Origin of the sequence: Komagataeibacter europaeus LMG 18890 (assembly GCF_000285295.1) — a bacterium.
Classification (GTDB): Bacteria; Pseudomonadota; Alphaproteobacteria; order Acetobacterales; family Acetobacteraceae; genus Komagataeibacter; species Komagataeibacter europaeus.
This window is the reverse complement of record NZ_CADP01000012.1, coordinates 1-21,140: the sequence shown is the minus strand read 5'-3', so window position 1 is coordinate 21,140 and position 21,140 is coordinate 1. Positions and strand designations below refer to the sequence as shown.

The 21,140-nt window shown below is 63.0% G+C and carries 22 protein-coding genes and 1 tRNA gene; 8 read left to right on the top strand and 15 right to left on the bottom strand.

The genetic code is table 11. The features are described from left to right. Positions 1-16 precede the first annotated feature (16 nt). The 4 genes from proB to rplU all read right to left on the bottom strand — a co-directional run bounded on the left by proB (position 17) and on the right by rplU (position 3,006). Positions 17-1,168 carry a glutamate 5-kinase gene (proB, locus tag GEU01_RS06390; RefSeq protein WP_019085408.1) on the bottom strand — a complete coding sequence of 384 codons (1,152 nt, stop codon included), beginning with the start codon at positions 1,166-1,168 and terminating at the stop codon, positions 17-19. Next, positions 1,165-2,202: a GTPase ObgE gene (gene obgE, locus GEU01_RS06385; protein WP_010509290.1), complete on the bottom strand. Its 1,038-nt coding sequence runs from the start codon at positions 2,200-2,202 to the stop codon at positions 1,165-1,167. Before obgE ends, proB begins: the two co-directional genes overlap by 4 nt. Positions 2,203-2,358: 156 nt before the next feature. Further along, positions 2,359-2,628: a 50S ribosomal protein L27 gene (rpmA, locus tag GEU01_RS06380; RefSeq protein WP_007400196.1), complete on the bottom strand. Its 270-nt coding sequence runs from the start codon at positions 2,626-2,628 to the stop codon at positions 2,359-2,361. 63 nt (positions 2,629-2,691) lie between these two features. Continuing rightward, a complete protein-coding gene (gene rplU / locus GEU01_RS06375) occupies positions 2,692-3,006 on the bottom strand; it encodes a 50S ribosomal protein L21 (RefSeq protein WP_010509296.1) in 315 nt (104 codons plus the stop codon). A gap of 250 nt (positions 3,007-3,256) precedes the next feature. Between rplU and GEU01_RS06370 the strand changes: the two genes are divergently transcribed. Then, positions 3,257-3,346, top strand: a tRNA-Ser gene (locus GEU01_RS06370). A 259-nt stretch (positions 3,347-3,605) separates the two neighbouring features. Here the strand turns inward: GEU01_RS06370 and GEU01_RS06365 are convergent. The 5 genes from GEU01_RS06365 to GEU01_RS06345 all read right to left on the bottom strand — a co-directional run bounded on the left by GEU01_RS06365 (position 3,606) and on the right by GEU01_RS06345 (position 10,315). Next, positions 3,606-4,430: a DUF429 domain-containing protein gene (locus tag GEU01_RS06365; RefSeq protein ID WP_019085407.1), complete on the bottom strand. Its 825-nt coding sequence runs from the start codon at positions 4,428-4,430 to the stop codon at positions 3,606-3,608. Between the two features lie 92 nt (positions 4,431-4,522). Then, the gene (gene guaD / locus GEU01_RS06360; protein ID WP_026018549.1) at positions 4,523-5,863 is read right to left on the bottom strand and encodes a guanine deaminase; all 1,341 of its coding nucleotides are present in this window, start codon (positions 5,861-5,863) and stop codon (positions 4,523-4,525) included. Between the two features lie 46 nt (positions 5,864-5,909). Continuing rightward, positions 5,910-8,114, bottom strand: a complete 2,205-nt coding sequence (locus tag GEU01_RS06355) for an FUSC family protein (protein WP_019085405.1) — start codon at positions 8,112-8,114, stop codon at positions 5,910-5,912. A 129-nt stretch (positions 8,115-8,243) separates the two neighbouring features. Continuing rightward, complete coding sequence (locus GEU01_RS06350) at positions 8,244-9,479, bottom strand: UdgX family uracil-DNA binding protein (RefSeq protein WP_019085404.1); 1,236 nt, start codon at positions 9,477-9,479, stop codon at positions 8,244-8,246. 44 nt (positions 9,480-9,523) lie between these two features. Next, positions 9,524-10,315 carry a sulfite exporter TauE/SafE family protein gene (locus GEU01_RS06345; RefSeq protein WP_019085403.1) on the bottom strand — a complete coding sequence of 264 codons (792 nt, stop codon included), beginning with the start codon at positions 10,313-10,315 and terminating at the stop codon, positions 9,524-9,526. 199 nt (positions 10,316-10,514) lie between these two features. Here GEU01_RS06345 and GEU01_RS06340 point away from each other — a divergent pair, with 199 nt between their 5' ends. The 4 genes from GEU01_RS06340 to GEU01_RS06325 all read left to right on the top strand — a co-directional run bounded on the left by GEU01_RS06340 (position 10,515) and on the right by GEU01_RS06325 (position 12,947). Further along, positions 10,515-10,919 (top strand): ArsR/SmtB family transcription factor, encoded by a 405-nt coding sequence (locus tag GEU01_RS06340; protein ID WP_019085402.1) that lies wholly within the window; start codon positions 10,515-10,517, stop codon positions 10,917-10,919. 233 nt (positions 10,920-11,152) lie between these two features. Further along, on the top strand, positions 11,153-11,632 hold the full coding sequence (locus tag GEU01_RS06335; protein WP_010509308.1) for a MucR family transcriptional regulator: 480 nt from the start codon (positions 11,153-11,155) through the stop codon (positions 11,630-11,632). Between the two features lie 62 nt (positions 11,633-11,694). Then, positions 11,695-12,624 (top strand): signal peptide peptidase SppA, encoded by a 930-nt coding sequence (sppA, locus tag GEU01_RS06330; RefSeq protein WP_019085400.1) that lies wholly within the window; start codon positions 11,695-11,697, stop codon positions 12,622-12,624. A gap of 26 nt (positions 12,625-12,650) precedes the next feature. Beyond that, positions 12,651-12,947: an integration host factor subunit beta gene (locus GEU01_RS06325; RefSeq protein ID WP_019085399.1), complete on the top strand. Its 297-nt coding sequence runs from the start codon at positions 12,651-12,653 to the stop codon at positions 12,945-12,947. 96 nt (positions 12,948-13,043) lie between these two features. Here GEU01_RS06325 and GEU01_RS06320 read toward each other — a convergent pair whose 3' ends face one another. Further along, on the bottom strand, positions 13,044-13,928 hold the full coding sequence (locus GEU01_RS06320; RefSeq protein WP_026018548.1) for a LysR family transcriptional regulator: 885 nt from the start codon (positions 13,926-13,928) through the stop codon (positions 13,044-13,046). A 106-nt stretch (positions 13,929-14,034) separates the two neighbouring features. Further along, on the bottom strand, positions 14,035-14,991 hold the full coding sequence (trxB, locus tag GEU01_RS06315) for a thioredoxin-disulfide reductase (protein ID WP_019085397.1): 957 nt from the start codon (positions 14,989-14,991) through the stop codon (positions 14,035-14,037). A 141-nt stretch (positions 14,992-15,132) separates the two neighbouring features. Between trxB and GEU01_RS06310 the strand changes: the two genes are divergently transcribed. Both GEU01_RS06310 and GEU01_RS06305 read left to right on the top strand, forming a co-directional pair. After that, on the top strand, positions 15,133-15,603 hold the full coding sequence (locus GEU01_RS06310; protein ID WP_010509316.1) for an Lrp/AsnC family transcriptional regulator: 471 nt from the start codon (positions 15,133-15,135) through the stop codon (positions 15,601-15,603). After that, positions 15,600-17,054 carry a glycosyltransferase family 39 protein gene (locus GEU01_RS06305; protein WP_019085395.1) on the top strand — a complete coding sequence of 485 codons (1,455 nt, stop codon included), beginning with the start codon at positions 15,600-15,602 and terminating at the stop codon, positions 17,052-17,054. Before GEU01_RS06310 ends, GEU01_RS06305 begins: the two co-directional genes overlap by 4 nt. A gap of 111 nt (positions 17,055-17,165) precedes the next feature. Here GEU01_RS06305 and GEU01_RS06300 read toward each other — a convergent pair whose 3' ends face one another. The 3 genes from GEU01_RS06300 to GEU01_RS06290 form a co-directional block, all read right to left on the bottom strand. Next, a complete protein-coding gene (locus GEU01_RS06300) occupies positions 17,166-17,513 on the bottom strand; it encodes a response regulator (protein WP_019085394.1) in 348 nt (115 codons plus the stop codon). Next, complete coding sequence (locus GEU01_RS06295) at positions 17,510-18,016, bottom strand: NUDIX hydrolase (RefSeq protein WP_019092254.1); 507 nt, start codon at positions 18,014-18,016, stop codon at positions 17,510-17,512. The genes GEU01_RS06300 and GEU01_RS06295 overlap by 4 nt, the downstream gene beginning before the upstream one ends. 96 nt (positions 18,017-18,112) lie before the next feature. Continuing rightward, on the bottom strand, positions 18,113-18,502 hold the full coding sequence (locus tag GEU01_RS06290) for a hypothetical protein (RefSeq protein ID WP_019085393.1): 390 nt from the start codon (positions 18,500-18,502) through the stop codon (positions 18,113-18,115). 167 nt (positions 18,503-18,669) lie between these two features. Here GEU01_RS06290 and guaA point away from each other — a divergent pair, with 167 nt between their 5' ends. Further along, complete coding sequence (guaA, locus tag GEU01_RS06285; protein ID WP_198284450.1) at positions 18,670-20,271, top strand: glutamine-hydrolyzing GMP synthase; 1,602 nt, start codon at positions 18,670-18,672, stop codon at positions 20,269-20,271. 497 nt (positions 20,272-20,768) lie between these two features. Here the strand turns inward: guaA and GEU01_RS06280 are convergent. Then, on the bottom strand, positions 20,769-21,140 hold a 372-nt coding region (locus tag GEU01_RS06280), incomplete at its 5' end, for a transposase (protein ID WP_019085391.1).

Sequence of the window (21,140 nt, the reverse complement as noted above, 5' to 3'; positions counted from 1 at the left end):
TGAAACAGGCTTCCTGTCAGGAAGTTGCGGATTCCGTGCGCATCAGCAGCACCAGGTCATCGCGGTGGATCAGTTCATCCGCGCCCTGCCAGCCCAGCAGGTCCTCGATTTCATCGGACTGGTGCCCCGCGATCCGCCGCGCATCATCCGCCGCATAGGCGGCAAGGCCGCAGGCGATCCGGTTGCCCTGCCGGTCCATGACCGCGATCAGGTCGCCCCGGTCGAAATCACCCGTCACGGCAGTCACGCCCGCCGGCAGCAGGGAGGATCCCATTGTCAGCGCGCGGATCGCGCCATCATCAATTACGGCCTGTCCCGCAGGTGTCAGGCTGCCCGCGATCCAGCTTTTGCGGGCCGAACGGGCGTCGGTTGCGGGCAGGAACCACGTGCAGCGCCCGCCGTCACGCAGGCGGGCCAGCGGGTGCAGCGGCTGGCCCTGCGTAATGGCCATGGCGCAGCCCGACTGCGTTGCGATCCGCGCCGCCATGAGCTTGGTCCGCATCCCGCCCGATGAATAACCCGGCGGGGGCGCGCCGCCCATGGCCTCGATGCTGTCGGTCAGCTCGGCCACGACCGGCAGGTGCCGTGCATCGGGATTGTTGCGCGGATCGGCGGTGTACAGCCCGTCAATGTCCGACAGCAGCACAAGCTGGTCCGCATTGATCATTTCAGCCACCCGCGCGGCCAGCCGGTCATTGTCGCCAAAGCGGATTTCGGTCGTGGCGATGGCGTCGTTTTCGTTGATGATGGGTACGCAGCCCAGCGCCAGCAATGTGTTCAGCGACGCGCGGGCATTGAGGTAGCGGTTGCGGTTTTCGGTATCATCGGGGGTCAGCAGAAGCTGTGCCGCCGTAATGTCGAAGCGCGACAGGGCATCGGTCCATGCCTGCGCCAGGCGGATCTGCCCGACGGAGGCCGCCGCCTGCTTTTCCTCCAGCCGCAGCACGCGCCGCGTCAGCCCAAGCTGGTGGCGCGCCAGGGCGATCGCGCCCGAAGACACCACGACCACTTCCGTCCCCTGCGCGCGCAGGGCGGCAATGTCCTGCGCCACGCTGTCCAGCCATGCCTGACGGGGCGCGGCCTGTTCGGGATCAACAATCAGGGCGCTGCCGATCTTGACGACAACACGCTGCGCCGTACGCAGCTGGGGCAGGGGGGTATCCGTCATGTCGCGGGCGTCTCCCCCTTTTCCATTTCGGCCTTTTCCGCGCGGTCGCGGGTCACGTAATCCTGCAACCGGCGCAGCACGGTGTCCACATTCATATGGGCGACCGAGGACATGCACATTACGTCCTGCCCGCAGGCCTGTTCCAGCGCCTTGCGCCGTTCCTCGATTTCTTCAGGCAGCAGGGCGTCGATCTTGTTCAGCACGATGATTTCGGGCTTGTCCGCCAGCCCGCCACCATATTCCGACAGTTCATGGCGGATCGTGCGCCATGATTCGACCACGTCTTCCGCCGTGCCATCGATCAGGTGCAGCAGGACCGCGCAGCGTTCGACATGGCCAAGGAACCGGTCGCCCAGCCCGCTGCCTTCATGCGCGCCCTCGATCAGGCCGGGAATGTCGGCAATCACGAATTCTTCCGTAACCGACAGCCGCACCACCCCAAGCTGCGGGTGCAGCGTGGTGAAGGGATAATCCGCGATCTTGGGCCGTGCCGCCGATACGGTGGACAGGAAGGTGGACTTGCCCGCATTGGGCAGGCCAACCAGCCCGACATCGGCAATCAGCTTCAGGCGCAGCCAGACCCAGCGTTCCTCGCCCGGCCATCCCTTGTCCGCGCGGCGCGGGGCACGGTTGGTGCTGGTCTTGAAGTGCGCGTTGCCACGACCGCCGTCACCGCCCCGGCACAGAAGCAGGCGCTTGCCCGCGACATCCAGGTCGCCCAGCATGGTCTCGCGGTCTTCATCGAATATCTGCGTGCCGATCGGCACCTTGATGACCACCGTCTGCGCCGCCGCCCCCGTGCGGTCGGACCCCGCGCCATTGCCGCCCTTGCGCGCGCGGAAATGCTGGGTATAGCGGAAGTCGATCAGGGTGTTCAGGTTATCGACCGCTTCGAATACGATATCGCCGCCCCGGCCGCCATTGCCCCCGTCCGGACCGCCAAATTCGATATATTTTTCCCGGCGGAAGGCGACGACACCGTCCCCGCCGTCGCCGGATTTTACATAGATTTTGGCCTGGTCAAGAAACTTCATTACCTGCGATCCGGTGGGCGCGCGCCGTCGTGCGCACGTGCCTTGTGTGCGTGCATGATACCAGAAAACGCGACCCGGCATCATACGAAAAAAGGGGCGGCCAGAATGACCGCCCCCTTCAATTCGGGTATTCCCGCAGTGATTAAGGCGTAAGCCTTATTCCGCTGCCAGCGGCAGGGCCTGCACGGAAACATGCACGCGACCTTCCGCGCGGCGTTCGAACTTCACATGTCCGTCCACCAGCGAAAACAGGGTGTGGTCGCGGCCGACGCCAACGTTCACGCCCGGCTTCATCTTCGTGCCGCGCTGGCGGACGATGATGTTGCCTGCGATGACGCTTTCGCCACCAAACTTCTTGACGCCAAGGCGACGTCCGGCGCTATCGCGCCCGTTACGGGATGAACCGCCTGCCTTTTTTTGTGCCATTGCCTGAACTCCTTAAAACTGAAATCTCTGATCTGACCTGCCCGGTCGCGACCGGGCGAGGGATCAGGCGGCGTTGATCGCGGAGATGCGCACCACGGTCACCGGCTGGCGGTGGCCGTTCTTGCGGCGGCTGTTCTGCCGGCGGCGCTTCTTGAAGATGATGATCTTGGCCAGACGGTCCTGCGCGATCACGGTGCCCGTGACGGTCGCGCCCTTGACGGTCGGCGCGCCGATGGTCGTGCCACCTTCGCCGCCAACGGCCAGGACCTGGTCGAACGTGATGGTGGCGCCGGCTTCGGCTTCCAGCTTTTCGATCTTCAGGACGGCGTCCTTGGCAACGCGGTACTGCTTACCGCCGGTACGGATAACTGCAAACATTCTCTATCTATCTTTCCGATCTCTTGGCGTGCGCGGCATCGTGGGGATGCAGGCGGCACGGCCCAGTCGCTTTTTTATATTGGCCGCGATTATGCGGCGGTATCCCCGTTCGCGCGGGGTGAATGCGGGCTTTTACTGGGTGTGCCGCCACAGGTCAATATTTTTTATGGACATGTGCGCGGGGTGAAAAAAGACCCCTTGCGCCGCCCCGCGCACGCCCCTATAAGCCGCTGCATCACCGCGTGCAGTTGGAGAGGTGCCGGAGTGGTCGAACGGGGCGGTCTCGAAAACCGTTGTGCGTGCAAGCGTACCGTGGGTTCGAATCCCACCCTCTCCGCCACTGCATCGCGTGTGTATTTCCCCACTTGAAATTCCCGGTTCGCTATTTCAGTCAACACTGGAATGCGTCCATTTGACCGCGAAACGCGCAAGTGACGCGCGGTGTTGATTGTCATGCACCGTTTTACGGATGAAGGCAGCGGAAATAGCAGTGCCTCGGTATGGACCTGCAAATGCCCTTTGTGGAAACAGGTGCAGCGGGGCTGAAATCACTGCTGCGGGCAAGGGTGGCAAGCACCATTATCTTTTGTAGAACGTGATTACGTAGGTAAAACTGCTCCGTCCATGGCCACCGCGAATTTTCGAGCTGGTTCGCTCAGGTATCCGCGTACTTCCGGGCTGGCTGGCAGAACCATGTATCCGGTGGAGAAATCACCAAGGAGCAGAGATTCTTCGCGGGGGCGAAGTCGCCAGTGGAGTGCGATCAGCACGCATAACACGGCGTCCAGCTTATCCTGGTCCTGCTTTCGCGGGCGCGCAATTTTGCTACAGGCGTGGCACCATTCCGCCAATTCCCTGCATCCCAGTAGATGAGCCTGTCGCGCAGCATTTGTCGCCACATGGATCCAGTCGTCCTGGCGAAAGTTCTTTGTACGGGCCGGGTTATATTTGGGCGCGCTGAGCCGCCCGAAGAACCCATCGCCCAATGACGCCAGCGCAAGGGCTGGAAAAACTTCCATCAGATAGAGACCACTGGCTGCCAGCCGGGCTTCCTCGGGATGTTCCCTTGCGTTCAGCGACTTCAGGAAGTGCCAGATTGGCGAAGCGTCGCAGAACATGCCTTTTCTTTTCCGGCTGGATGGCTGCACACCGCCGCCAAGCCAACTGACAAGTGAAGCGGCGACGCGTTCTACCGGGCGCATACTGGTCAGGTTGGGCACGATTGTCGGCTGGTCCAACGCGATAAGCGTGGCACCGTCGCCACAGCGGACGTTCTGTATGAAAGTGAGCGCCTGATCAAAGGATACCGGTCGCGGGGTATGGAACTGCACCGGATGCCTATTTTCGATGCCGATGGCGCAGATGGCTCCGGGCGCTTTCGGATTGTCCGTCCATGCGGAATCAAAGCCGATATAAATGTCCATGATGGCTTATTCCCCCAGTCATCAGGCTTTGACGCAGATGAAGCGTTTGTCATCATGCATGGTGCCGGTCACGGCATCGCGTATGTTTTTCCTTATATCGCAGGCATGTCGCGGTCATGGACCAGGCGTCCGCCTACCCAGGTCGCGCGGATGCTGCGGTCATCGCCCAGCATCATGAGCGTGAACAGGATGTCGGCCGTGCTGTCGCACATCTGCGCGCGCAGTGCCTGCAGCGGTGTTGCGCGGGGGTCAAGGATGCACAGGTCGGCATCCATGCCGGGGGCGATGGCGCCGATGCGGTCGTCCAGGTGCAGCGCCTCGGCGCCACCACGTGTCGCCAGCCAGAAAGCCTGCACCGGGTGCAGCCGCTTTCCGGTCATCTGCGCGATCTTGTAGGCTTCGTTCATGGATTGCAGGTGCGACAGGCTGGTGCCTGCGCCCACGTCGGTGCCCAGCCCCGTGCGCACCGGGCGTTTTGCATCCATCACGTCAAACAGCCGGAACGCGCCACTGCCCAGGAACAGGTTGGACGTGGGGCAGTGCGCCAGCGCGCAGCCGCTTTCGTGGCAGCGGCACAGGTCATGTTCATCCACGTAAATGCCATGCCCCATCACGCTGCGCGGGCGGACAAGTCCCGCGCGGTCATACACATCCAGATAGGAACGGCTGTCGGGATACAGGTCGGCCACCCATGCGACCTCCGCCCGGTTTTCGGCCAGGTGGGTCTGCATGAACAGGGTATCGTCGCCCTTCAGCAGCGCGCCCGCCAGTTCCAGCTGTTCGGGCGTGCTGGTGGGGGCGAAGCGGGGGGTGACGGCGTAATGCTGGCGGTTCCGGCCGTGCCAGCGGTCGATCAGGCGACGCGATTCATCATAGCCTCGCTGGGCCGTATCACGCAGGTAATCGGGCGCGTTGCGGTCCATCAGCACCTTGCCCGCCACCATCAGCGTGCCAAGGCGGGTGGATTGACCAAAGAACGCATCAACCGACTGCGGGTGGACCGTGCAGTACACCGCCGCCGTGGTCGTGCCGCAACGCAGCAGCCCGTGCAGGAACTGCCGGGCGATGGTGGTGGCGTACGTTTCATCGGCAAAGCGCCGTTCGGTGGGGAAGGTATAGCGTTCCAGCCATTCCAGAAGCTGTTCGCCATAGGCCGCGATCATGGGCAGTTGCGGGTAATGAACATGCGTGTCCACGAACCCAGCCGAAATCAGGCAGCCACGGTAATCGGCAACCGGCACGCCAGCTGGCAGGTGCCTGATGGTTTCCCCATACGCCCCGGCATGGGTAATGCGGCCATCGGTGATGATGACCAGCCCGTCGGGTTCATCCACCAGCGCATCGTGCGGCGGCATGAGGAACGGGTTGCCGCGAAAGGTCACGATATGACCGCGCAGGGCGGCAGGGGCGGCGGAAGCGGGGGCAGGGGTCATGATTGGCTCCATCCTTCCCTTGCCCGCATCCCGTGTCAGGGGCGCGTCATGATCCGTCGGTCATGCGATAGGGCTGGGAAGCATCAAGGAAGGCTGCGTTGGCGCCCAGTTCATAGGAAATGACCAGCAGGTAGGCAATGGCGCGCGTGATCTCGATACGCGACGTGATGTTGGTTTCCGTCGCCTCCAGCCGTCGCAGGCTGCGCGTGGCCCCGAGCGCCACCCGCGCCGTGCGGCCAAAGCGCCCGTACCGGCCACTGAACTGCGACATGCGGCTGAGGAACAGTTCGATGGCGCGGTTGGCGGCAGGCGGCAGTTGCCCGCGTTCCATGACCGTGCGCAGGCGGATGATGTTCAGCCCGATGGTCATGGCCGACAGCGTGCCATGCAGGTACGCCTCGATGGTGGGGGTGGGCGTCGGCCCCGCATGGCGGATCAGGCGGGAGAAACGGTCCGTATTGCGCCCGATCCACGACTGCGTGCGCGGCATGGGCTGGGCGGAGGCCAGGTGCCGCAGGTCATGCAGCGTGCGGTTGCGCATGCGCCAGCGTTCTTCATCATTGTCGAACGGCAGCACGGCGCGGAAGATCAGCACCGCGAAGCCGATGCTGCACAGCAATGCGAAGGAGGCGTTGAAATACGCGATTTCGTTCAGTCGCGTCTGGTTGCCCGGCCCCACAAGGTTGGGCAGGAACAGGCAGTAGGACGCGGCCGCCCCCGCCGTGGCCGGGTTGCGCGCGGCAAGCCCGCCCGCGATCATGGGCAGGGCGAGGACCGCGGCCAGCATTTCGAATTCCGCCGGCCGCGGCAGGAACAGAAGCACGAGGAAGCCCGACACAAACACCGCCCAGCACGCCCCGCGCAGGAAGTTCATGGTGCCCACCACCGGGTTTTCACGCGTGGCGAACAGCCCGCACGTCACCGCGACCATGGTGATGAAGCCGATGCCGTTGGCCCATGCCGTCACTTCCCATATCAGGGCGGACGCGCCGATGGCCACGGCGGCGCGGATGCCGTTATAGGCCGCTTCCTTGAAATCGCGGTGCGCCTCGATGCGGAAATGGAAGTGGTCGCCACGGATTTCGTGCTGGCTGGCGTCGAATTCCGCAATGGCCTGTTCCAGTTCCCCCAGCAGTTCATCCAGCGCGTTATGCAGGATGCGGCAGTTCAGCAGGTCGTCCACCTCGAGCGTTTCCGTCGTGGGGGCCATGCTGATTTCATGGGTCAGCGCGTCGATGATGCGCTGGCGGCACACGCCACGCAGGTCCTGCAGGTCCTGCTGGATGTGCGGGATCTCGGCGTCGTTTTCCAGCCGCGCGGGCACGCCCAGCAGGAAGGTGCGCGTCAGCAGCGATGTTTCGGTAAACTGTTCGTTCGTGGTGCCCAGCGCCTTGATGCGCGACATCATGCCCAGCCCGCGGGACAGCAGGACGGACACGGCGGAAAGGGCCGCGCGCGCATGGTCGCCTTCATGCCCGTGGGGGCCCATCTCGACTTCACTGAACTCGATCTGGTCGTTGATGCTCAGGATCGTGCCGAACAGCGCGCGTGAGCGGATGAAGGCGGCTTCGTCCACCGCCAGCAGGTTGGCCACCGCATCGGTCGAACTGCCCAGCGCCATCTGGATCTTCTGGCGCATGTTGCGCCGCGCGCTTGATGCGAGGTTGTGCGCGAACAGCACCGCCACCAGCGTCTCGCACGTGATGCCCAGCACGATATAGGACGTGCGCGACATGGTGATCATGAAGATGTTGTCGGGGTCGCGCGTCGCGGCCAGCGCGATGATGGCGCAGGTATAGCCCGACAGCACCAGCGCATAGGACCGGAAGTTGCGCACCAGCGTCGCGCACATGCAGCACAGCCCGATCCATATGCTGATGGCGGGGAAGAACAGCCACGGCGCCTGCGGAAACGAACAGACCAGGATGACGGCGCTGATCGCCCCGATGGCCGTGCCCACCAGTCGCCACCGGGCTTTCGACAGGCTTTCCCCGCGTGATCCCTGGGCCACGATCCACACCGTCATGGCGGCCCATGGCGGGTCGTCCAGTTCCATCCACATGGCGATGGTCAGCGCCATCAGCGCCGCGAACGTGGTGCGCACGGCAAAGGCCAGGGCCTCGGGCGTGGGGGCATACAGCCATTTCAGGCCACTCATCCGTGCATAGCCGGGGGCACGTATGGTGGGAAAATGCTTTCCGTTGAAAAGACGGGTAACAAAAGAGGGCAGAAGATTCAGGTCTGCAGGCACGATATGCGGCTTCCGGCGACATGGGGCACCTTATCCATAACGCATCTTGGCATGGCGTAACGGTGTCGCGAGTGCATATCTGGCATCGGCTTTCCTCGTGGCGGGGATTGCTGCGGGTTTCGTGGCGGGTCAGGGGGCTACGGGCGCACGCAGGCTGGCCGCCAGCTTCAGGTCCGCGACAAAACGGTCATATTCGCGCGCGCGCGCCGCGTCATCGGGCACGCGCAGCAGGAAGGAGGGATGCACCGTCACCACCCCGGTCGCGCCATCTTCAAGTGTGATCGCGCGTGATCGTTCACGCCCGATCGTGACATGGCGGCCCAGCAGGGCGGATGCCGCCGTGGCCCCTAGCATGACCAGCACATGCGGGCGGATGATCCGCCGTTCCGCCGCAAGCCAGGGGGCGCAGTTGGCGATTTCCTCCGGCCCGGCCTTTTCATGGATGCGGCGCGTGCCACGGGGACGGAACTTGAAGTGCTTGACGGTATTGGTCACATACGTGTCGTCACGTTCGATTCCCGCTTCCAGCAGGGCGCGGTCGAACAGCTGGCCCGCCGGGCCGACAAAGGGGCGGCCGGCACGGTCCTCCTTGTCCCCCGGCTGTTCACCGACAAACATCATGCGCGCGTCGCTGCGGCCCTCGCCAAACACGGTCTGGGTGGCGTGGCGGGCCATGGGGCAGATGCGGCAGGTCCGCGCCGCCAGCGCCACGGCGGGCAGGGCGGTGATGCGGGGAATGTCCAGGTCGGTCACCAGCGGCATGGCGGGTGGCGGCAGGCTGCCAAAGGCAATGGGCGCGGGGGCGGCGTCATCCTGCCCGTACAGCAGTTTTTCGCCCGTCCATTCCATCCGTCGCCCCGGCAGCGCCAGCCGCCATGGCGCAAGCGACAGCTGGAAGGTCATGAACCGCGCATTGCTTTCGGGCGCGTAGGTCGTGGCCGCCATGGTGGCATGCCATGCCTCATGCCCGTCGCCGTGCTGCATGAGGGTGAACAGGTCGTGGCGCAGGTGCGCGGTTTCCGCGCGCACGGTGTCCGCCGCGTCTTCGATCCGCGCAATATCCGGCGGCGGCATCCCGGTCCCGGTCACGTGCGCGTAGATCAGGTGGTAGGCGATGGTGAAGCGGTCAGGCAGCATGGACTGCAGCACGTCCGCCGCCATCTGCATGGTTTCACGCGGGATGCGGAAGGGCGGGGCGGCCTGCGCGGGGACAGGGGTGTCTGGCGTGCCGGATGGCGCGACATGCCACGCAATGTCCCCGGGCGGGACATGCTGGCCCACCAGGGCGCGCGTCGCGCTGCGCCAGCGGGCAAAGTCGACCGGGTGGTCAAGGGTTACGGTGGTCTGGGGGATGGTCTGGGACATGGGGCGGCTTTCCGGTCATGGCGGCGCGATGGTCGCGCACCGTGTCAGGCAAGGCCCATTGCCCGCGCGCTGCGCCACATCATGTAGAATGCCACAATGAAAATAAGGTAGGCAAAGATCCGGCGCAGCCGTTGCGGGTGCTGGCCCAGATGCCGCGCCAGCGTGCTGCCGCCCGCGCTGCCCGCAACGCCCCCCGCGACCAGGATGCCCACCATGGGCAGGTCCACCATGCCCGCCGCCGCGTAGCTGACCGATGTTGTCAGCCCGAATGCGCAGACCGCCACCAGCGATGTCGCAATGGCGTTGAGCATGGGCATGCCGGTCGCCGCCAGCAGGGCCGGCACGATCAGGAATCCCCCGCCAATGCCAAAGAACCCGGAACAGAACCCCGTCAGGACCCCGTACGCCACGATGGGCAGCGGGGCCGTGCGCATGGCGGCAGGCCGCGCCCGTGCCGCGGGCTGGTGGCAGCCGCGCGCCATCAGCGCGCCAACCGCGACCATGACAAGGGCGAACAGGAACAACAGGTGCTGCCCGTTGATGATCTTGCCGCACGCCGCCCCCGCCAGCGCGCCGGATATGCCGGCGCTGGCGAACAGCGCGGCGCATTTCCACACGACATTGCCCGCCCGTGCATGGCTGGCCAGGCTGCACAGCGCATTGATGGTCACGGCCAGCGCGCTGGTGCCGATGGCCCGGTGCGGGTCGGTAACGCCCACCACATAAAGCAGCAGCGGCACCGCAAGGATCGATCCCCCGCCACCGACCAGCCCCAGCGTGAAGCCGATGACCCCGCCGCTGCACAGCCCCAGCAGGGTCTGCAGCCCGTCAGCCATGACAGCGCGGGCCGGGCCGGGTGGCCATGGATGCGTATGCGGCGCGGTCGGTCATGTGGGCTCCCGTAAAGAGGGGTGCATAAATGGTTTATATGTTTAATATATTATGTATGTATTTTATCAAGTCCTGTCCTGTGTTCCACCGGGCGGGATTATGGTACGTAGCGGGTTTGCCTAACTGGTCGAGGGGATCCGTGACATGAGCAATCTGCCCAGAACACGAGAAATTGCAGAAAACCTTGTACAGCGCCTGCGTCTGCTGGCCCAGCCGCAGCGGCTGATGGTGCTGGCCTGCCTGCTGGAAGGCGAAAAGAGCGTGGGCCAGATCGAAGCTGAAACCGGTATCGGTCAGCCCACGTTAAGTCAGCAGCTGGCGGAACTCCGGCGGGCGGAAATCGTTATAACACGCAAGGAGGCCCGACAGGTCATTTACAGCATTAAGGATAATATGGAGGAAACGCGCATCCGCCTGATCTGCGCAGCCTGCGACCCGGCATTCGATATGGAGAAGTTGAGTGGCGTATTGCGCAGGAAAAACCCGCCCGCGCAGATGGCGCATGACGGAACCGCAGCCTGTTTCGCCCGTATCCACGTGGATGCATGAAAAAGATTGATACAACATGCAATGAATTTCTACAAAACGGGTGTTCATATTAGGGGCGCATTATTTAGGACGGGGCATTCTATATAATATAAACGAAACATTCCGCTTGATAATACGCAGCATGGGCAAGGCAGAAGTATTGTATTTATTGATGGGGCAGTATATGTCCCTGAAATGAAAGTTCGTGTGGAAATCGCGACGACATGGCTGAATACAGAGGCACGGAATATATTATGTCTGATACAGAGCAGGATTTTTCATGTCTGGAACTGACGACACAGATCGTGTCGGCGCATGTTTCAAACAATAGTGTCGCGGCCGATGTGCTTCCCGACCTGATACGTAATGTCTATCAGGCGCTGTCCGCGGCCGGACGTCCGGTAAACGAACCTGAAAAGCCACAGCCCGCCGTGCCGATCAAGCGATCGGTCTTTCCGGATTACATCGTCTGCCTGGAAGACGGCAAGAAACTCAAGATGCTCAAGCGCCACCTGCACAGCGCCTATGGCATGACGCCGGAGCAGTACCGCGAACGCTGGGGCCTGCCGGCCGAATACCCCATGGTCGCCCCCAATTATGCCGAACGCCGGTCCAGCCTTGCGCGTGAAATCGGTCTTGGCCGCAAGATTACCGCAGCCTCCGCCGCTGCTGCCGCGGCTTCCGCCGATCATGATGAACCGGCCCGGCCCACGCGCCGCCGGCGCAAGGCATGATGGTGACACGGCTTTCATAGTCCTGCCTTCGGTATGGGGGGTATCCATGATATGGCTCCGTCATGGATACTGACCCCGATATGCTGCTGCATGCCACATCCCTTCGTCGCCGGCTTCTGGTCTGGCGGGGCGGGGCTGTGGCTTTTTTTGTCCTTGCCTGCATCGTGGCCGCATTGCGCGCCGGGGGCGGCGGGCTGACGGGCCACGCGCCGCATCTGGTCCATCTGAAGCTGGAGGGGATCATCCCCGCCGACGAACATGAAAATGTCGAAGCCCTGCAGAAAGCCGCCGATGACGCCTCGGTCCGTGGCCTGGTGCTGGAGGTCAACAGCCCCGGCGGCGCGGTAACGGGGGGCGAGGTGCTGCATGACGCCGTGGCCGCCTTTGCCCGGCGCAAGCCGGTGGTGGTGTCCATGGGCGGGGTTGCGGCATCGGCCGGGTATATGGTGTCGGTGCCCGCTTCGCGCATTTTCGCCAACCGGTCCACCCTGACCGGATCGATCGGGGTCATTCTGGAATCGCCCGATGTATCGGGCCTGCTGGGCCGGGTGGGCGTGCATGTGGACCAGCTTGTGTCCGGCCCGATGAAGGGGCAGCCTTCCATGGTGCAGCCGCTTTCGCCCGAAGGCCGCGAGATGCTGCAGGGCGTGATTGCCGACCTGTACGGTTTTTTCGTCAATGTCGTGGCGCAGGACCGGCATATGCCGGTCGAGCGTGTAAGGGAACTGGCCGATGGTCGCCCCTATACCGGGCAGCAGGCGGTCCCGCTGGGGCTGGTGGATCAGGTCGGGTCCATGGCGGATGCGCGTAAATGGTTGATCGGCAACACACATCTGCCCGATGATGTGCAGGTGACCGATATTGGCCCCGCCGCCACGCGGGTCAACTGGCGTCGGTGGTTTTCGGGTATCCTGTCGGGGGTGCCTGGTGCAGAATTTCTGTTGAAGGAAAGTACCGCGCTTGACGGGGCCGTTGCGATCTGGAAACTTTAATCTGTTGTTTAAATTAGGGGAACAGGATGACCAGATCGGAATTGATTGCCGAACTTGCCGCTGCGCGTCCACATCTGCCCATACGGGAGGTGGAACGTATTGTTCAGGTCATCTTTACGGAAGTCAGTAACGCACTGATGCGGGGGGACAGGGTGGAACTGCGCGGTTTCGGGGCGTTTACGGTCAAGAAACGCGACGCCCGCACCGGCCGCAACCCCCGCACGGGGGAAACCGTGTCGGTGGAGGAAAAGGTGGTGCCGTTTTTCAAGGCGGGAAAGGAACTGCGCGAACGCGTCAACCAGTCGCATCAGGCAACCGACTGATCATCCGTCCGTTTCCAGGCCGCCTCTGACAAAAACACCGCGCCGGGTCGGACCCGGCGCGGTGTTTCTTTATCCTGTGGCGGGTATCTGCCGTGATCAGTGGCGGGCGTTGATTTCCGCCAGCAGGAAGTCACGGAACACCGCCACGCGCTTGGACGTGCGCAGTTCCTCGGGGTACACGAAATAGGCATCGACCGTGGGCAGCGGCACTTCTGGCAGGATCTTGACCAGGTTGGGATACTGCGACGCCGCGTAAAGCGGGATCGACCCGATTCCGATACCGGCCGCGATCGCGCCCGCCATGGCGGCCAGGCTGTTGACCTCCAGCCGCGCCTGACGGCGTTCATCTGACGGGACGCCGGTTTCAGCCAGCCAGTTGATGTGCGGCACGGGCGGGTGGTAGCCACCGAACAGCACCAGCTTGTGGGCGTTCAGTTCCTCCAGCGTGCGGGGCGTGCCGTAATCATTCAGGTACGACTGCGAGGCATAGATCGGCAGCGGGAAATCCGCCAGGTGCCGCTGGATCAGGTCCGGCTGGCGGGGCGGGTGCATGCGCACCGCGACATCCGCTTCGCGCATGCCCAGATCCAGGTCGTTATCTTCCAGGATCATGGTGATCGAAATGTCAGGATTGGTTTCCATGAACCGGTGCAGCCGTGGCGTAAGCCAGCAGGTGCCAAAGCCGGTTGTCGTGGTGACCCGTAGCCGTCCCGCCGCCTTTTCCTTGCTTTCCGTCAGCAGGGACTGCGTCATGGCCAGCTTGGAGAAGACTTCCCGGACCGTCTGGTTCAGTGTCTCACCCTGTTCGGTCAGGATCAGCCCCCGGGCATGCCGGTGGAAAAGAGGGACCTGCAGCGCCTCTTCCAGGGCTGAAATCTGCCGCGATACCGCAGACTGGCTCAGGTTAAGCACGTCGCCGGCATGGGTGAACGACCCTGCTTCGGCTACAGCATGAAATATCCGGAGTTTATCCCAGTCCACGCGTTGACTCCGCTTTGCTATCTAATAAAGGGCGCGCCAAGTGTTATGACACTAAACGTTGTGGTGAAGGAAATACGGAGGCAGGTCAAGGACTCTTCATGTTTCATTACTGCGCTGCCGCAAGAAAGCGCTCGGCTTCCAGTGCCGCCATGCACCCGGTGCCAGCCGCTGTCACCGCCTGGCGGAATATCTTGTCCTGCACGTCACCCGCGGCGAAAACGCCGGCAACGGAGGTGCGGGTACTGCCCGGCGTGGTGATGATGTAACCGTCTGTATCGATCGCCACCACATCACGGAAAATTGTGGTATTTGGCGCATGGCCGATGGCAACGAACACCCCGTCAACATCAATATGCTGCATCGCGCCGGTCACGGTGTTGCGCAGGTCCGCCCCCGTGACCACGGGGGGCGTGCCGCTGCCGGTAATGCGTTCGACCGCACTGTTCCATATGACCGAAATCTTCGGGTTGGCGTGCAGCCGGTCCTGCAGGATCTTTTCCGCGCGCAGGCTGTCGCGGCGGTGGATCAGGGTCACGTGGCTGGCGTGGTGGGTCAGGTACAGCGCTTCTTCCACCGCCGTATTGCCGCCGCCCACCACGGCCACCCGCTTGCCGCGATAGAAAAAGCCGTCGCATGTGGCGCAGGCCGAAACGCCGGAACCCTGGAATTCCTTTTCCCCCGGCACGCCCTGCCACTTGGCCTGCGCGCCGGTGGCGATGATCACGCTGCGCGCTTCATACACCGTGCCGGAATCGCCGGTGGCGTAGAACCGGCCGGTGCCGTCAGCGCGGGTGAAATCGCATGAGACGATGATGTCATCCATAAGCCGCGTGCCGACATTGCCGGCCTGTTCGGCCATCTGCATCATCAGGTCCGGTCCCTGCACGCCCTTGGCGAAGCCGGGATAATTTTCCACATCCGTGGTGATCATCAACTGCCCGCCGGGCTGCAGCCCGGCGACCAGGACGGGGGAAAGATTCGCGCGCGCGGCATAGATGGCGGCAGTGTAACCGGCGGGACCCGCACCAATGACAAGCAGGTCGGTAGAACACGTCTGGGGCATGAGATCAGAAAAACCCTATCGTCACAATTTCCTTTGGTATGGTCGTCCACTGGCGTCCGTGCAAGGGTTGGAGTAGGAAGGGCATCATTATTACGGCATATGGGCGCGACAGCCGCCCCCTTTGCGAAAGATGGAACAGGCATGGCGGAACGGATGGCTGATCTGGATGCGATTGACCGTCGGATTGTGGCCGAGCTTCAGCTGGACGGACGCATGACGAACGTGGAACTTGCGCGGCGCGTGGGCATTTCCGCGCCGCCCTGCCTGCGCCGCATGCGCCGGCTGGAGGAAGACCACGTGATCCGTGGCTACCATGCCGATACGGATGGCGCGCGGCTGGGATGGTCGATCACGCTGTTCGCGCTGATCGGGCTGGACAGCCAGAAGGAAGCGGTCCTGTCCGCTTTTGAAAACCAGGTATCGGGCTGGCCGGAAGTGCGTGAATGCCACATGATCCGGGGCGGGGGGGATTTCCTGGTCCGGCTGGTGGCGCGCGACGCGACCCATGAAAACCTGCTGACCCGCCAGTTGACCGAAGCCCCGCACGTGGTGCGCGTGCAGACGCTGCAGACCATCCGCACCAGCCTGAACCGTCCCGGCGTGCCTGTGTGAGGGTGCGGTACAGCCCGCGCTGGTGGCTGTACCTGCTTGTGCTGCTGGCCGGCCTGCGGCTGGTCGTGGCGGGTATCCTGCCACTTTCCCCTGATGAAGCGTATTACCGGCTGTGGGCCTTCGCCCCCGCCGCAGGCTACCTTGACCATCCGCCCATGGTGGCGGTGTGGATACGGCTGGGCATGCTGCTGGGCGGTGACAATGCGTTTGGCGTCCGGCTGGTGGGGGTGCTGGCGGGGGCGGGGCTGTCCTTTTTCGTGTTCCGCGCCGTGCGCGACCTGCTGCCCGATGCGGGGCGGGCAGGGGGCATGCGGGCCTGCGTCATGTTGCAGGCGACTCTGGCGCTGGCAATTCAGTCGGTTGTCATAACACCGGACATGCCGGTGATGTTTTTCATATCCGTACTGCTATGCGCCATGGGCCGCGTCACGGTTGGGGCGGGGACGGGCTGGTGGCTGGTGGCGGGGCTGGCCGCGGGCCTTGCGTGCGACAGTAAATATACCGCCATCCTGCCGGTTGGCGGCATCGGGCTGTGGCTGGTGGTCCGGGGGCTGCGTCACCGCGCATGGGGGTTGCGGCAGGTGCCGGGCGTTGTGGGCGGCGTGGTGGTGGCGGCCGCGTGCGTCGCACCGGTGGTGTGGTGGAATGCGCGGCATGACTGGGCCAGTTTTGTCCGGCAGGGCGGGCGGACAGCGGACTGGCATCCGGGCCGGGCCGTGCAGTTCCTGACCGAACTGGCGGCGGGACAGATCGGGTTGATGACGCCGGGCATCGCGGCCTTTTTCATATGGGGGCAGGTGGTCGCGCTGCGCCATGCACGGCGGGGGGGCGGTTGCGCGTTACTGTCATGCATGACGCTGCTGCCGGCCTGTGTATTCATGCAGCATGCCATGGGCGACCGGGTGCAGGCGAACTGGCCGGTGGTGATCTATCCCATGCTGGCGGCAGGTACCGCCACGGTGGCATGGCGGTGGGGCCGCTGGGCGATCGGGGGGGGCGTGCTGGTTGGCGCGCTGGTTTACATGCAGGCGCTGTTCGCCCCGCTGCCGCTGTCAGCCCATACGGACGTGGCGTTGCGGCAGATGGCGGGCTGGCGTGATCTGGCCACCCGGATCGCGGACCAGGCGCGACCGGGTGATTTCATTGCCGCGTGTGACTACGGCACGGCGGCGGAACTGGCCACCGTCATGCCCGGCCGGGTCGTGGCGGGGATGGAGCCGCGCTGGGCGCTGTTCAACCTGCCGCATGATGTTTCGGGCGACGGGATCATGGTCTGTAATCCCCGCCGTGATTTTGACCGCGATGTATTCGTGTCGGTCCGGCAGGTCGATACACTTGTGCGTGGGCGGCAGGGACGTGTGGCGGAACGGGTTGCCCTGTACCGCGTCAGTCTGCGCACGGACCTGTCACCCGCACAGCGCAGCACCATCGTAAGGCTGCCCACGCCGTAACAGGGACAGTATCAAAAGTTTCTGGTGAAGCTTTTTTTTAAAAGTTTCAGGGAATACCGCCTTTTGAAAAAAGCGCGGCACAAAAAACGTTTGATTCCCAGGCGTTAAGGGTCAGGCCACCGGGGCGACCTGACGGACCTGTTCCAGCAATGCCTTCATGCGGAAGGGTTTTTCCAGCAGCGGCAGCGGCGCGTAACCGGCCAGACGGTCGGGGTCGCCGCTCATCACGATCACATGGCAGCCCTGGGCCTGCGCCGTGGCGATCAGGGCGTCCGGGTCGCCATCGGGCAGGGTCAGGTCCACCAGCGCCAGCGTATAGCGCGTATCCCCGATCCGCTGCATGGCGTCGGCCACGTCGGGGCTTATGGTGGCGTGAATGCCGTTTGCCTCCAGCATGGTGGCGACCAGTTCCGCTATCGTTGCCTCGTCCTCGACAATCAGGGCAGAAATCTGGGTCATGACGGGATGCTCTCGGTCCGGGGGGAATGGGGGGCGGGGGTGCGTACCTGTGCGGCCACCGGCCATGGGGCGATGCCGCGCGGGGACAGGGCCAGCGTGCCCAGTTCCAGCAGGCCGGGGCTGAAGGCGGCGGGGTCGGCGCGCACCTGCGCCATGTCAAACCACCCCACGTCGCACGCATCATCGCCCGCCGTGATATCGGTCCAGCCATTGTCATGGCATTTCACGGCCACGATCAGGTAGTGGAAGCGGATCCGGCCCGTATCGTCACGGTCGATCAGGTCAAAGGCCGTCAGCGTGCCCTCGGCATGGGTGATGAAGCCGGTTTCCTCACGCAGTTCGCGCGCTGCCGCGTCCAGGTAGCTTTCGCCGTATTCGATGCGGCCGCCGGGAAACCCCCACAGCCCCTGATCCGGTGGATTGCGCCTGCAGACCAGCAGCATGCGCCCGTTGCGGACCACAATGGACAGGACGGCCCCGGCTAGTGTCATGTTATCAGCCATATATGAGAATATATCGGATCGTGGCCCCGCATCCATGCCTGTATCGGACCGCTTTGTTCCCGATTGCGTGAACACGGCCCGGCAGGCAGGAAAAAACTAGCGTTTCATCACGATATGCGCCCGGCAGCGCGGGGTGCCGTAGGTGCCGACCATCGTGTTGCCTTCCGGGCGGGCTTCGAACACCATGGGGAAGGCGGCGCCAGATGGCTGCCTGACCACGGTTTCGGTATGGTACAGGTCAGCCTTTTTCTGCGGCACGCCCGTCAATGCTATGGATCCGTCGGCCGGGGTGAACGTCATGCGTTTCGTGCCGATCTGGAAGGTGGAGGTGTTGCCGGTTTCGGTGCTGCAGTTGCCCTGGTCGCGCACCAGTTGCCCCGTCCACAGTCCCACGGGGTCATTTTTGGCGTCGGCGCGCGCGGGGGAAGCGGCAAGGGGAAGGCAGGCGGCGCAGGCGGCCGCCAGCAGGAAAGAACGTGCAGTCATGAAACAACCATATGATCCGGTTTGTCGGAGCCGACAGGAAAGACAGGCCTGCCTGAATGCATATATTGTGCTATCTGCGCGGGAAAGACTATCCCACCCTTGCAATATGTTGCCAGCTCATGCTGGAAGCCTGTTCTATCGATAATGCCGCGACCGAAAGATACATGATGAACGATACCGCGAAGACCGCCGCCCCTGTCGCAGGACTTGATGAATCCCTGCATGAGGATCGTATCCTGATCCTGGATTTCGGCAGCCAGGTCACCCAGCTGATTGCCCGGCGCGTGCGTGAAAGCGGGGTATATTGCGAAATCTGGCCGTATTCCAGCACCGCCGAGCGGATTCGCGCCTTTGCGCCGAAGGGCATCATCCTGTCCGGCAGCCCGGCCAGCGTGCTGGACAAGGACGCGCCGACCATCCCTGAAGTGGTGTTCGCCCTGAACGTGCCGGTGCTGGGCATCTGCTATGGCCAGCAGGCCATGTGCCGCCAGCTGGGTGGCACGGTGGAAACATCCGAACACCGTGAATTCGGCCGCGCACATATCGATATCATCAAGGACTGCGCCCTGTTCCGCGGCACATGGGCACGTGGCGGGCGTGAACAGGTATGGATGAGCCACGGCGACCGCGTGACAAAGCTGCCGCCCGGTTTCCAGGCCGTGGCCGTGAGCGAGGGCGCGCCGTTCGCCATCATCGCCGACGAAGGCCGCCGCCTGTATGGCGTGCAGTTCCACCCCGAAGTGGTGCATACCCCGCATGGCGCGGCGCTGCTGCGCAACTTCACCCATGACGTGGCGGGATGCCGGGGCACGTGGACCATGGCGGGCTTCCGTGAAATGGAAATTGCCCGCATCCGCCAGCAGATGGGCAAGGGGCGTGTGATCTGTGGCCTGTCGGGGGGGGTTGATTCCTCGGTCGCGGCGGTGCTGATCCATCAGGCCATTGGCGACCAGCTGACCTGTATTTTCGTTGACCCCGGCATCCTGCGCGCGGGTGAGGCGGATGAGGTGATCCGGACCTTCCGGGACCGCTTCAACATCCACCTGATCCACCGCGATGCGTCCGACCTGTTCCTGAACGCGCTGGAAGGGGTGAGCGACCCTGAAATCAAGCGCAAGACCATTGGCCGCCTGTTCATTGAAGTGTTCGAGGAAGAGGCGGCAAAACTGGGTGGCGCCGAATTCCTGGCGCAGGGCACGCTGTATCCCGACGTGATCGAAAGCGTCAGCTTTACCGGCGGCCCGTCCGTGACCATCAAGTCGCACCACAACGTGGGCGGCCTGCCGGAACGGATGAAGATGAAACTGGTCGAGCCGCTGCGCGAACTGTTCAAGGACGAGGTGCGCGAACTGGGCCGGGAGATGGATATCCCCGAAGCGATCGTCGGCCGCCACCCGTTCCCCGGGCCGGGACTGGCCATCCGTATTCCCGGCGCCATCACGCGTGAGAAGCTGGACCTGTTGCGGCGGGTTGATTCGATCTTCCTTGAGGAAATCCGCTCCGCCGGATTGTACGACGCCATCTGGCAGGCCTTTGCCGTGCTGCTGCCGGTCCGCACCGTGGGCGTCATGGGCGACGGGCGTACATATGACTACGCCTGCGCCCTGCGCGCGGTGACCAGCACCGATGGCATGACGGCGGATATCTATCCCTTCGACATGTCCTTCCTCAACCGCGTGGCCGGACGGATCGTCAATGAAGTGCGCGGCGTGAACCGCGTGACCTATGACATTACGTCCAAGCCGCCGGGAACGATTGAGTGGGAATGAGTAGGTATTATTTCCAATAAATAACGCGTCTATATTATAAATATTTTCTGTTTTATTATCCTTTAGGATTTATGCCCGTTTGGGTGTGTGTCCTGAAGGATTTTTTTATGGCCGTGCGTAAACGCCATATCGGGGCCAATAAAGAGTTCTGATTGTCTGTTATGGAAATATATTTTCTATTTTTGTTATTATTCTAAATAATGATTCTGAATATTCGTTTCCAGATCAGCATACAGAACATACCCATATTCCCCCTGAACCCACAGGTTATTACCTGTATCAATCGAAAGATATGAAACGAGCAGTAAATATCATGTTGTTCAGGGGAAAAGCGCGTGGCCATTCAGCCATCATCGGCAGACAGAAGCCCGTTTGATAAATGGAAGGATGGCATTGATGCTGCCGGGCGTTCCCCAGCCCAGTGGAATGCATGGGATAGCGAAATCCGCCGGACGGTTGATGAATACAACCGGCATTTATCCAGGGCCTGTTGGGAATTAACGCGAATTGATGATTGCGGCGGTAAGATAAATCATCGCTGCGAATGATCTGTCGGTCTTGTCGCTTCGCATGGCGATGCGCTTGAACTCCTTGAGCTTGCAGAAGAAGTTCTCGATGAGATGGCGTGCCTTGAACAGGGCTCCATCGAAGGGTCGCCTGTCGAGGCGGTTCCGACGCTGGGGAATGACCACGCGGGCCCCTTGCGCGCGTATGGTGTCCACGATCCAGTGGACATCGAACGCCTTGTCAGCAAGAAGTCCCTCAAAATCAGCCGGTTCAAGGAGAGGCGCCACCCCGACCGTATCGTAATGCTGGCCGGGGATGGGAGTGTCCTGAAGTCTGTGTATCTGGCCTGGCCCATGGGTTTT

Coding starts and splice junctions, on each gene's coding strand:
- rplU (WP_010509296.1), bottom strand. CDS start 3,006: ATGTTTGCAGTTATCCGTACCGGCGGTAAGCAGTACCGCGTTGCCAAG.
- GEU01_RS06300 (WP_019085394.1), bottom strand. CDS start 17,513: ATGACCCAGATTTCTGCCCTGATTGTCGAGGACGAGGCAACGATAGCG.
- GEU01_RS06350 (WP_019085404.1), bottom strand. CDS start 9,479: ATGTCCCAGACCATCCCCCAGACCACCGTAACCCTTGACCACCCGGTC.
- GEU01_RS06295 (WP_019092254.1), bottom strand. CDS start 18,016: ATGGCTGATAACATGACACTAGCCGGGGCCGTCCTGTCCATTGTGGTC.
- GEU01_RS06310 (WP_010509316.1), top strand. CDS start 15,133: ATGGCGGAACGGATGGCTGATCTGGATGCGATTGACCGTCGGATTGTG.
- trxB (WP_019085397.1), bottom strand. CDS start 14,991: ATGCCCCAGACGTGTTCTACCGACCTGCTTGTCATTGGTGCGGGTCCC.
- guaA (WP_198284450.1), top strand. CDS start 18,670: ATGAACGATACCGCGAAGACCGCCGCCCCTGTCGCAGGACTTGATGAA.
- GEU01_RS06340 (WP_019085402.1), top strand. CDS start 10,515: ATGAGCAATCTGCCCAGAACACGAGAAATTGCAGAAAACCTTGTACAG.
- rpmA (WP_007400196.1), bottom strand. CDS start 2,628: ATGGCACAAAAAAAGGCAGGCGGTTCATCCCGTAACGGGCGCGATAGC.
- GEU01_RS06335 (WP_010509308.1), top strand. CDS start 11,153: ATGTCTGATACAGAGCAGGATTTTTCATGTCTGGAACTGACGACACAG.
- GEU01_RS06290 (WP_019085393.1), bottom strand. CDS start 18,502: ATGACTGCACGTTCTTTCCTGCTGGCGGCCGCCTGCGCCGCCTGCCTT.
- obgE (WP_010509290.1), bottom strand. CDS start 2,202: ATGAAGTTTCTTGACCAGGCCAAAATCTATGTAAAATCCGGCGACGGC.
- GEU01_RS06325 (WP_019085399.1), top strand. CDS start 12,651: ATGACCAGATCGGAATTGATTGCCGAACTTGCCGCTGCGCGTCCACAT.
- guaD (WP_026018549.1), bottom strand. CDS start 5,863: ATGACCCCTGCCCCCGCTTCCGCCGCCCCTGCCGCCCTGCGCGGTCAT.
- sppA (WP_019085400.1), top strand. CDS start 11,695: ATGGATACTGACCCCGATATGCTGCTGCATGCCACATCCCTTCGTCGC.
- proB (WP_019085408.1), bottom strand. CDS start 1,168: ATGACGGATACCCCCCTGCCCCAGCTGCGTACGGCGCAGCGTGTTGTC.
- GEU01_RS06345 (WP_019085403.1), bottom strand. CDS start 10,315: ATGGCTGACGGGCTGCAGACCCTGCTGGGGCTGTGCAGCGGCGGGGTC.
- GEU01_RS06365 (WP_019085407.1), bottom strand. CDS start 4,430: ATGGACATTTATATCGGCTTTGATTCCGCATGGACGGACAATCCGAAA.